The sequence below is a fragment of the Leyella stercorea genome (assembly GCF_021531355.1).
In the GTDB taxonomy this organism is placed as follows: Bacteria; Bacteroidota; Bacteroidia; order Bacteroidales; family Bacteroidaceae; genus Prevotella.
In genome coordinates this window covers 1-956 of record NZ_JADYTS010000176.1, presented here as the reverse complement: position 1 = coordinate 956, position 956 = coordinate 1, and the positions used below count along the sequence as shown (strand labels likewise).

General features: G+C 50.5%; 1 protein-coding gene. It reads left to right on the top strand.

Annotated elements, in window-relative coordinates:
* The coding region (locus I6E38_RS14915) for a hypothetical protein (protein WP_235394718.1) at positions 1 to 956 on the top strand (956 nt) is incomplete at both ends.

Genomic DNA, 956 nt, shown 5'->3' with positions numbered 1-956 from the left:
ACTGGAGCTATACACCAATATCAAGAAGGCTATGACTGAGAAGAAGGTCAAGGCTGGAATGGAGAAAGCAAGTTCGGTAGGTGGTGTAGGTGAAGTAGGTAGGGTAGGAGTTGCTCGGGAGAAGTTCGAGAGTGGCTTGCGCGTTGTGGGTAATAAGCGCACACGTACATTGGCTGACGGAAGCAAGCTAAGAGGACACTATGAGATTGTTGATGCAGACAGTCTGACACCTTCGCATAATGCCAACGACGGATATAAGAAGAGCGAGGGTTTCCCCGTGAACGAGGAAGGCAGGACTATCAACGACCGTGACTATGAGAATGACAAGCAGGCTCAGCTGGTAACGGATATGATAGCCATGAAGTATGACGGACAGGCAGTAGACCAGGTGCCGGTTGTGACATCTGACGGCATTGTTGTAGACGGTAACGGCAGAACGATGGCAGGACAGAAAGCAGCCAAGGACGGAACCGACGGCGCTTATCTTGAAGCGTTGAAGGAGAATGCAGAGAACTACGGCTTCACGGCAGAGCAGATTGAGCAGAGCGGAATAAAGCATCCGCGCCTTGTGCTTGTGAGCGACGAGCCGATGAAGTATGATACGGCAACCTTCGCCAAGTTCAACAAGAACGAGAAGAAAGCGCAGGACAATACACAGCAAGCTGTGGCGAACTCGAAGAAGCTTTCTGCTGACGAGATAGGCACTATTATATCGGAGATAGAGGGAAGCGGTAGTCTTGACGCATTCTTTAACAATCCGTCGGCAATAAATTCTTTGTTGACACGTTTGGTAGATAAGGGCGTGATAGGTCTGAACGAGGTAGCTGGATTGCGTGAGGGCGAAGACAAGCTCTCGGCAGCAGGCAAGGACTTCGTGAAGAACCTGTTGCTTGGCAGTGTATTCTCGGAGAACACTATCCGTATGATGGGTGCTGACGCCATGCTGAAAACCAAGG